The organism is Frankia sp. CcMO1, from assembly GCF_977945845.1.
In genome coordinates, this window is record NZ_CDWTMG010000194.1 from 1 (window position 1) to 9,401 (window position 9,401).

6 protein-coding genes and 1 pseudogene are annotated in these 9,401 nt (G+C 70.7%); 4 read left to right on the forward strand and 3 right to left on the reverse strand.

What is annotated here, in order from left to right:
* Positions 1-383 precede the first annotated feature (383 nt).
* Positions 384-875, forward strand: coding sequence for an HNH endonuclease (locus tag AC08OU_RS18735; protein WP_476605422.1), 492 nt, complete (start codon positions 384-386; stop codon positions 873-875).
* A 570-nt stretch (positions 876-1,445) separates the two neighbouring features.
* Positions 1,446-2,738 carry a serine--tRNA ligase gene (gene serS / locus AC08OU_RS18740; protein WP_476605423.1) on the forward strand — a complete coding sequence of 431 codons (1,293 nt, stop codon included), beginning with the start codon at positions 1,446-1,448 and terminating at the stop codon, positions 2,736-2,738.
* Positions 2,739-2,838: 100 nt separating this feature from the next.
* Here serS and AC08OU_RS18745 read toward each other — a convergent pair whose 3' ends face one another.
* On the reverse strand, positions 2,839-3,834 hold the full coding sequence (locus AC08OU_RS18745) for an acyl-CoA desaturase (RefSeq protein ID WP_476605424.1): 996 nt from the start codon (positions 3,832-3,834) through the stop codon (positions 2,839-2,841).
* Positions 3,835-4,105: 271 nt separating this feature from the next.
* Here AC08OU_RS18745 and AC08OU_RS18750 point away from each other — a divergent pair, with 271 nt between their 5' ends.
* Entirely contained in the window at positions 4,106-5,917 is a 1,812-nt protein-coding gene (locus AC08OU_RS18750; RefSeq protein ID WP_476605425.1) for a glycoside hydrolase family 15 protein, read from the forward strand.
* Positions 5,918-6,191: 274 nt separating this feature from the next.
* Here the strand turns inward: AC08OU_RS18750 and gndA are convergent, their stop codons facing one another.
* On the reverse strand, positions 6,192-7,643 hold the full coding sequence (gene gndA / locus AC08OU_RS18755) for an NADP-dependent phosphogluconate dehydrogenase (protein ID WP_476605426.1): 1,452 nt from the start codon (positions 7,641-7,643) through the stop codon (positions 6,192-6,194).
* A 33-nt stretch (positions 7,644-7,676) separates the two neighbouring features.
* On the reverse strand, positions 7,677-8,465 hold the full coding sequence (locus AC08OU_RS18760; RefSeq protein WP_476605427.1) for a hypothetical protein: 789 nt from the start codon (positions 8,463-8,465) through the stop codon (positions 7,677-7,679).
* 183 nt (positions 8,466-8,648) lie between these two features.
* On the opposite strand from AC08OU_RS18760, the pseudogene AC08OU_RS18765 reads away from it, so the two are divergent.
* A pseudogene (locus AC08OU_RS18765) lies at positions 8,649-9,401 on the forward strand (hypothetical protein); the annotation flags it as partial.

Consider the following 9,401-nt stretch of genomic DNA (forward strand, 5'->3'; position numbering starts at 1 on the left):
GGGAATTCCAAAACAGGCTCTCAGACGATGGCCCGGCGATTCGCTCACCGCGTGGTGGGCGGCGCCGGGCCGCCGTCGTTCTCGGGCGCGGTCCCGTGACCCGCTGCACGAAGATCGGGGCCGAAACTACGTGATCTGTGATACGAGCAGCGCTTACTCTTACTGCGCAGCAAGTCAGTCCGTCCGGTGAGGAGGTCGTCGTGCGCGACGCGATGCGAAGCGTCCTAGCCGCGCTGGCCTGTAGCGCGCGGGCGGTGAGGGTCGCCGCACACCGTGAGCCTGCTGAAGGCGTCGTTCCTCCTGGGACGGCGCCTTCTTGCGTCCTGGCACGCGTTCCGGCCCTGGCGACTCCGGCCCTGGCGACCGGTGGGCGGGAGGTGTAGATGCGGACCCTGGTGCTCAACGCCGGCTACGAACCGCTTGCGGTCGTGTCCTTCCGGCGTGCCCTGGTGCTCGTGCTCGCCGGCAAGGCGAGCGTCGTCGTCGACGGTCCGACGCCGGTCGTGAGCGAGTCGCTGACCCTGCCCCGGCCGTCGGTGATCCTCCTGGCGCGGTACGTGCGCGTGCCGCACGGCCGCGCGATCCCGGTCAGCCGCCGTGGCGTGCTGCGGCGTGACGAGCACCGGTGCGCGTACTGCGGCGGCCACGCCTCGACCGTCGACCACGTGCTGCCGCGCAGCCGCGGCGGCCCCGACACGTGGGACAACCTCGTGGGGTGCTGCGTGCGGTGCAACAACCTCAAGGGCGACCGCACGCCTGAGGAGAAGGGCTGGAGCATGCGCGTGCGCCCTCGTGCGCCGCGCGGTCCCGCATGGGTGGTACGGGGCGCCGACGCCCGCGACCCGAGCTGGGAAGCGTTCCTCGGCGCCGCCTAGGGCGTTTCCCCGCAGCTCTTGCACCGATCATGAACTTCCCGTGGATCATTCGCTGTCGTTTGCCCGATCGCCCCGCGGAAGTCGTGCGCCGTTCATCGCGCAAAGCCCACCGCTCGCCGTTACTGGCCAGTAGCAATCGATGACCGGCGCCGCCGCCTGCCGTACGTTTCGTGGTCGACGGGGATTTGGTGATCCACGCGAATTGCATGATCGGCGGACTGGGCGCGGCGTTCACATCGCGAGACCGCGCGGGCCTTCGGGAAGGGCCCCAAACTGGTGCACCGGCGCTCTCGGCGCCGGTGCGTGAGAGAGCCTGCCATATCGATCGCGCTGGTGCCAAGTCCCGTCACGTTTTGTAGTCTCGCTCTTGGAAGGCCGCAGGTCAGAGCTACTTACGGACACGTATCGCGACCACCCTCGTCCACCTTCTGAACAAGGTATGAACAAGGTCGGGCCGGGATTCACGACCCGTTCACGCCGGTGCTCCTCAAATGCCACGTGAGCACCGGAACCCGCTGAACCCGCACGGGACGCGACAGTCGCACCGTACGGCGACGGTACGCTCGCCACATGCACGATGCGCGGCTCCTGCTCGACCCGGGCACCGACGCGGTGCGACGCCTCGCCCGCCGCGGGTACACCCTCGACGTCGCAGCCCTCGAGGGCCTCGCCTCCCGCCGTAGTTCGGGCATCCGCGCCGCCGACGAGCTGCGCGCCGAGGCCAAGCGCCTGGCCCAGCAGGTCGGTGCCACCGCGAAGCAGGGTGGTGACGTCGCGGCGCTCAAGGAGAGGGCGCGGGAGCTCAAGGACCGGGTCCGGGACGCCGAGGCCGAGCAGGAGCAGGTCTCCGCGGCCCTGCGCGAGCTTCTGCTGGGCGTTCCCAACCTCCCGCTGGACGACGTCCCGGACGGCGACTCCGAGGAGCAGGCGGTCGAGCTTCGCCGGTGGGGCACGCCACCGTCGTTCGATCACGAGCCGCGCGACCACGTCGACATCGGCGAGGCCCTCGGGATCCTCGACCTGGGACGCGCGGCCAAGCTCTCCGGCCCGCGGTTCAGCGTGATGAGGGGCGCGGGGGCCGCGCTCGAGCGCGCGCTGGCGGCGTTGATGCTCGAGCTGCACACGACACGACACGGGTACACGGAGTACTCGGTGCCGTTCCTCGTGTCGCCCGAGACGATGACGGGCACCGGTCAGCTGCCGAAGTTCGAGGAGGACCTGTTCCGGACGGCGTCCGGCTCGCGAAGCCTCTACCTCATCCCCACGGCCGAGGTGCCGCTCACGAACCTGCACGCGGACGAGATCATCGAGCCGAAGAACCTGCCCCTCGCCTACACGTCGTGGACCCCGTGCTTCCGCTCGGAGGCCGGCTCCTACGGGCGCGACACCCGCGGCATCCTGCGCCTGCATCAGTTCTCGAAGGTGGAGCTCGTGCGCGTGTGCGCCGCGGAGGACTCCCAGGCGGAGCTCGAACGCCTCGTGGGCCACGCGGAGGCGGTCCTGCAGGGGCTGGGCCTGGCCTACCGGGTCATCGTGCTCCCGGCGGGCGACTTGGGCTTCGGGGCGCAGAAGACGTACGACGTCGAGGTGTGGCTGCCGGGGCAGGGCCGCTATCGCGAGATCGCTTCGTGCTCGGACTGCGGCACGTTCCAGGCGCGGCGGGCGAACATCCGCACGCGGACGCCGGATGGCAAGCGGGAGTTCGCGGCGACCCTCAACGGGTCCGGCCTGCCCATCGGGCGGACCCTGGCCGCCGTCCTCGAGCAGGGACAGCAGGCGGACGGCTCCGTCGTCCTGCCGGAGGCCCTGACGCGGTTCACCGGCTTCGGCCGGATCGCGCCGGACGGGACCCCGAAACCTTGAGCCCACCCAGCGGCTCAAGGTTGATGCGACACGGATTTGCTTGTCACATCAACCTTGAGCCGCGAAGGGTGGACCCGACCGGTGAGGCGGTGGTTGCTGCTCAGGCCGCCTTCACCGCGTTGACACGCTTGGCGTCGAGGCGGTCCGCCTTGGGCCAGCGCACATCCCAGGCCCAGCCCAGCTTCTCGAACAGCCAGATCATGCGCGCCGAGATATCGATCTGACCCTTGTCGACGCCGTGACGGGCGCTGGTGGGGTCGGCGTGGTGCAGGTTGTGCCAGGACTCGCCGAAGCTCAGGATCGCCAGCCACCACACGTTGGAGGCCTTGTCGGCGGTCTGGAACGGGCGCTCGCCGAAGACGTGGCAGACCGAGTTCACGGACCAGGTCACGTGGTGGACCAGCGCGATCCGCACGAGTCCGGCCCAGAAGTACGCCGTGACGGCGCCCTGCCAGGACCAGGTGAGCAACCCGCCGAGCAGTGTGGGCAGCATCAGGGAGGTCAGCAGGACCAGCACGAAGTTCTTCTGGAACCAGCGGACGTCCTTGTCGGCGACCAGGTCCGGCGCGAACCGGTGCGAGTTGCTGTTCTCACGGGTGAAGAGCCATCCCACGTGCGCCCAGATCAGGCCCTTGGTGAGGCCCCAGACGCTCTCGCCGAAACGCCACGGCGAGTGCGGGTCGTTCTCCTCCTCGGCGAACTGGTGGTGCCGCCGGTGGTCGGCGACCCAGCGGATCGGTGCGCCTTCGATCGACATGGTGCCGGCGAGGGTCAGCACGATCCGCAGCCAGCGCTTCGCCTTGAACGCCCCGTGAGTGAGGTAGCGGTGGAACCCGACCGTGACGCCGAGGCCGGTGAACAGGTAGAACACGGCGAACAGGGCGACGTCGACCCAGGACATCCCCCAGCCCCAGAACACGGGCACGGCGGCCGCCACGGCGATCAGGGGCGCGGTCACGAAGATCCAGAGGAAGACGATCTCGATCGTCGGCTTGCGCCCGTACAGCAGGGGTTTCTTCTCGCGCGCTCCCTTGACGACGACGGTGGGCGATGTGCCCTCACCCGAGGCGGGGGTGGGTTCGCTCGTAACGGTCATTGGCATCCCTTGCAGGCTCGGTATACGGCGATCGTCAGGGTGACCGCCGTCTTTCCTACGACTCCGTAGGCTACGGGGCCGTAAGTTTCCGTGCAAGGGCGGGTCTGGTTCTGGACGGCGTGCGTGTCATCGCGTTTCCGGCCCGCCGCCGCACGCGTTCCGCACATACTGGAGCGTTCGGGGTCCCCGGTCTACCCCCGGGTACGCACTGCCAGCAGTCGTTTACGCAGGTGAAACTCCGATCAGTGGATCTGCCGCGATAGTGGTGTGGATGTCGCTACCGCACCCGTCGTCTCCGGACGGTTACTTCCCCATCGAGGAACACGCGATCGTCGGGGATCTGCGAACGGTGGCCCTGGTCGGCACCGACGGCACCATCGACTGGTACTGCCCCCGGCGCTTCGACGGCCCGTCGCTGTTCGCGGCCCTCCTCGACGCAGGCAAGGGCGGGTTCTTCTCGCTGAACTGCCGGACGGCGTCCCGCCTCCGCCAGCTCTATCTCCCGGACACGAACATCCTGATGACGCGGTTCATGGCCGCCGAGTCCGTGGGCGAGGTCATCGACTTCATGGTCCCGGAGACCAGCGGGACGGCGGCCCCGCGCGACCTCCTCGTCCGCCGCGCCCACGCCGTCCGGGGAAGGGCGACGTTCGAGCTGGCCTGCCACCCTGCGTTCGACTACGCCCGGGTGCCGCACACGGTGGAGATCCTGCAAGGGGTCGGCGCCGTGTTCGCCTCGTCGAGCGGTCGCTGCGTCCTGCGGTCCACCGTGCCGCTGAAGGTGGAGAACGGCGGCGTCGGGGCGACGTTCACGCTCGAGGAGGGCGAGCAGGTCGACTTCGAGCTGGAGTGGCAGGGGGAGGTGCGGCCGATGGTCGCCGGCGAGGCCGAGCGGCTGTTCGAGCAGACGCAGGGCTTCTGGCAGAACTGGCTCGGGCAGTGCCGGTACACAGGCCGCTGGCGCGAGATGGTGCACCGCTCCGCGCTCGCGCTGAAGCTGCTCGTCTACCACCCCACGGGGGCCCTGGTGGCGGCGCCGACGACGTCCCTGCCGGAGGAGGTGGGCGGCATCCGGAACTGGGACTACCGCTACGCCTGGCTCCGGGACGCCGCGTTCACCATCTACGGGCTGATGACGCTCGGCTTCCTCGAGGAGGCGTCGGCGTTCATGGACTGGCTGCAGGGGCGGTGCGAGCAGGCGACGCTCGAACGCGACGTCATGATCATGTACTCCATCGACGGGAAGGAGGATATCCCCGAGACGCTGCTGGACCACCTGGAGGGGTACCGGGGCTCGCGGCCGGTCCGGATCGGGAACAACGCCGTCGGCCAGCGTCAGATCGACGTCTACGGTGAGCTGATGGACTCGGTCTTCCTCTACAACCGCGAGGTGCCGATCTCGTACGACCTGTGGACGCTCCTCTCCCGGCGCCTGGACTGGCTCGCGAACCACTGGGAGGAGCCGGATGAGGGGGTGTGGGAGGTGCGCGGCCCGCGGCAACGGTTCACGTACTCGGCCCTGATGACCTGGGTGGCGTTCGACCGGGCGCAGCGGCTGGCGCGCGACCGCGGGCTGCCGGCGCCCGTGGAGCGGTGGCGCAAGCTCGGCGCGGCGGCGTACAGGTTCGTGCAGAAGGAGTGCTGGGACGGCGAGCTGGGCGCCTACGTGATGCACCCCGGCAGCGCGCAGCTGGACGCGTCACTGTTGGTGATGCCGATCGTGCGGTTCGCCGGGCCGACGGACCCGCGATTCCTCAGCACGCTGGACCGGATGGGCCGCGAGCTGGTCTCGGACAGTCTCGTGCACCGCTACGCGATCACCGGGCACGACGGCCTGGACGGGACCGAGGGCACGTTCAACCTGTGCTCGTTCTGGTACGTCGACGCGCTGACCCGCGCAGGGCGGCTGCGGGAGGCGCGCACGATCTTCGAGAAGATGCTGACGTACGCCAACCACGTCGGCCTCTACGCCGAGGAGATCGGCCCCGCGGGCGAGGCGCTGGGCAACTTCCCGCAGGCGTTCACGCACCTGGCGCTGATCAGCTCCGCGGTGAACCTCGACCGGGCGCTGGACCGCCGCTGAGCACGCTGTCACATCGCGCTCCAGTGTGAATGGGCGCGATGTCACGCCGTGCGCACCAGCCGGGCGCGTCGTGGCACCGTGCCCATCCCGCTTGGACACCGAGGTCTTCTCGGTGGGGTCGGGGTGCCCGGCTGGGCTGGCGTCTGGGTGAGTGCGACGTCTTGCGTCGCCGCCAGGCTCCACGAAGGTGCGCTGAAACCGCTTTCGACATCGATGTCCTCGACCTTTTGTGGAGTCTGGCGGCGACGCACTCGTGCCCAACCCGCTCGGACGGTCAGTGGCCGGCGGCGTCCTGCCGCACCTCGGTGCGGTCGCCGCTCCAGAGCGTGTGGAACGTGCCCTCGCGGTCGATGCGCTTGTACGTGTGCGCCCCGAAGAAGTCGCGCTGCCCCTGGATGAGCGCCGCGGGAAGCCGCTCCGCGGTGAGCGAGTCGTAGTAGCCGAGCGCCGCCGAGAACCCGGGCGCCGGGATGCCGGACAGCGCCGCCACCGACACCACCCGCCGCCAGGCCGCCTCACCGTCCGCGACGGCCTTGGCGAAGTACGGGTCCTCCAGGAGGGTGCGCAGGCCGGGCTGCCGCTCGTACGCCTCCACGATCCGGTTCAGGAACCGGGCCCGGATGATGCAGCCGGCGCGCCAGATCTTCGCGACGGCGCCGCGGTCGACGTCCCAGCCGTACTCGGCCGCACCCGCGGTGATCGCGTCGAAGCCCTGCGCGTACGCGACCACCTTGGACGCGTACAGGGCCGCGCGGACGTCGCTGACGAAGCCGTCGTCGACGGAGACCGGCTTCGGCCGGGACGCGACCGTGGCCCGCACCGCCTCGCGCTGCTCCGGGTGACTGGACACGCTGCGCGCGAACACCGCCGCCGCGATCCCGCCGACCGGGACGCCGAGCCCGAGGGCGATCTGCACGGTCCACGTGCCGGTGCCCTTCTGGCCCGCCTGGTCGACGACGAGGTCGACGAACGGCCGGCCGGTGGCGGCGTCCACCTGGCGCAGGACTTCGGCGGTGATCTCGATCAGGTACGACTCCAGGTCACCGGAGTTCCACTGCTGGAACACGTCCGCGATGGCCGCCGGCTCCTGACCGCCGACGCTGCGCAGGAGGTCGTACGCCTCGCCGATGAGCTGCATGTCGGCGTACTCGATGCCGTTGTGGATCATCTTCACGAAGTGGCCGGCGCCGTCGGAGCCCACGTGCGTCACGCACGGTTCGCCCTCCGCGCGGGCGGCGATCGTGGCGAGGATCGGCCCGAGCGTCAGGTACGACTCCTTCGAGCCGCCCGGCATCAGGCTGGGCCCGTTGAGCGCGCCCTCCTCGCCGCCGGAGATCCCGACACCGACGAAGTGCAGCCCCTTCTCGCTGAGCGCCTTCTCCCGGCGGATCGTGTCGCGGAAGTCCGCATTGCCGCCGTCCACGATGATGTCGCCCGGTTCGAAGTGTTCCACCAACTGGTCGATCACCGCGTCCGTGCCCCGGCCCGCCTGCACCATGATGATCGCGCTGCGGGGCCTGCGCAGGGACGCCGCGAACTCCTCGACGCTCGAGGCGGGAACGAAGTCGCCCTCGCCGCCGTGCCCGTCGATCAGGAGCCGGGTGCGCTCCGGTGACCGGTTGTAGACGGCGACCACGTTTCCCTCGCGGTGGGCGAGGTTGCGCGCCAGGTTGCTTCCCATGACCGCCAAGCCGACGACGCCGATGTTCGCTCTGGGATCTTCCACGAACGTTGAGCTTAGGGCCTCCCGCCGGGTGCCTCAGCCCTCGCCGCGCAGGCCGTCGAGGTGGCGGCTCCAGCGGGGCCCTCGCGTGCCGTCCGGCAGGAGCGGGCACCCGGTGCAGTAGTCGGTCTCCGCCCGCCGGCCGTCCGGAACCGTCTTGTAGAGCAGGCAGCAGACGCTCTTCACCGGGAACGTGACGACGCCGGCCGGGCGCGGCACGTCGAACGTCCGCCCGGCCGGCAGCGACACCGGGGCGAGCGGCTGCAGGGCGTCGAGCAGGTCGCCGCCGCGCTTGACGAGCACGCCGGTGTCGCCGAGACCCCGCTGCCCGAGATCGGTGGCCAGCCACAGCACGCGGTCGACCACGGCGTTCCCCCACAGGCCGCGCAGGCCGAAACCCGTTCCGGCGCTGCGGACGGCGTCCAGCAGCGGGGCCACGAGGTCCGCCGTCTGCCGCGCCCAGCGGGTGCGCAGGTCCGCGCCGTCGGCTCCGTCGAGCCGGCCCGGGTGGGCGAACGCGATCCCGTCGAACCAGCCGCCGGGATGCGCGCGGAGGTAGGTCGTGGCGGCGTCGGTGCGGGGGAGGACGCCGTCGACCAGCACGCTCGCGGTTGGTGCCAGCACCAGCGGCGCGGCGATCCAGCTGCCGAAGAAGCTGGTCGCGACGTCCCGGCGGCCCACGGTCGCCTCGACGGCGTCCAGCCAGGCCGCGATCCTGCCGGAGCGCAACAGGAGCCCCACGTTGTGCCAGGCGCTGCCACGCGGGGTGCCGATCGCCACCTGGTAGGCGGGCAACAGGCGCTGCGAGCGACGTTCGGCCAGCATGGTGAGCCTCACCTTACGCGCGGCCCCACGCCCTGCGACTCAAGGTCGTTTCGACACGATTTCCTTGTCAAGCAGCCTTGAGCCCGGCGTCTTGTCGTCGACGGGATCGCAGGGGTTCCGGTTCACAGGTGATCTCCAGACTGCATGCAGCACCGGCTCACCCGGGCCGGTCAGTCTTCCTGCATGGCGACCAACGACCTCACACCCCATCGGGGGCAGGACCCCTTCGATGCCACCCGCCCGGTCGACGCCGTGCCGGTGGGCTCCTCGGACCGTAGCGACTCCCCGGCCATGGAAGTGCTGGCCACCGGCCGGCAGGAGCACACGATCGAGTTGCCGCCCCTGAGCCGGCCACCTCTGGCGATCGAGCTCGAGCCGGTCGGCCACCCGGAGACGACCGCGGGCCCGGCGAGCACGCCGGAACAGCAGCCGGAACAGCAGCCGGAACAGCAGCCGGAACAGCAGCCGGAACAGTCGCCGGCCGCGACGGCGGCAACCCCGGACGCGTACCTGGCGGCTTACCCGACGGCTTACCCGAGGGCCTACCCGACGGTCTACCCGGCGGCCCCGGCAGCGGCGCCCACGGCCTACCCGGCGGCGTACGCGACGACGGCGATCCCGTCGGCCCACCACGCCGGCGCGATGCCCGCCCCGCCTGGCGGACCGCAGAACCCCGCCGGCCCCGGATCGCGGACCTGGGACCGTTTCGCCGGCCGGTCCGGCAACGCCGGAAGGCTGGCACCCGCGATCGCGGGTGTCGTCGTGCTGGTCGCCGCCGCGTTCGGCGGCGGTTACGTCGTCGGGCGGGACCACGCGACCGTGACCACCGACGCCGGGCAGGTCACCCCGCAGACCGGTGGTCAGCAGGCACCCGGGTTCGGCGGCCAGGCACCCGGCCAGGGATTCGGCGGCGGGCTCGGCGACGGGTCGGACGGC